Annotated in this window: 1 pseudogene; it reads left to right on the plus strand. The window is 62.4% G+C overall.

Going from position 1 to position 258, the window contains the following annotated elements:
* Positions 1–258, plus strand: a pseudogene (locus AC0L2O_RS37000) (polyribonucleotide nucleotidyltransferase); the annotation flags it as partial.

Consider the following 258-nt stretch of genomic DNA (forward strand, 5'->3'; position numbering starts at 1 on the left):
TCAATCCGCATGTCGACGAGATGCAGGAATCCAAGCTTGACCTGATCGTCGCCGGCACCTCCGACGCCGTGCTGATGGTCGAGTCCGAAGCCAAGGAACTCGGCGAGGACCTGATGCTCGGCGCCGTTATGTTCGGCCATCGCGGCTTCCAGCCGGTGATCGACGCGATCATCAAGCTGGCCGAGGTCGCCGCCAAGGATCCGCGCGATTTCACCGCGCCGGACTATTCGGCGCTTGAAGCGGAGATGCTGAAGATCG

It is taken from the genome of Bradyrhizobium sp. Kon10 (genome assembly GCF_055807395.1).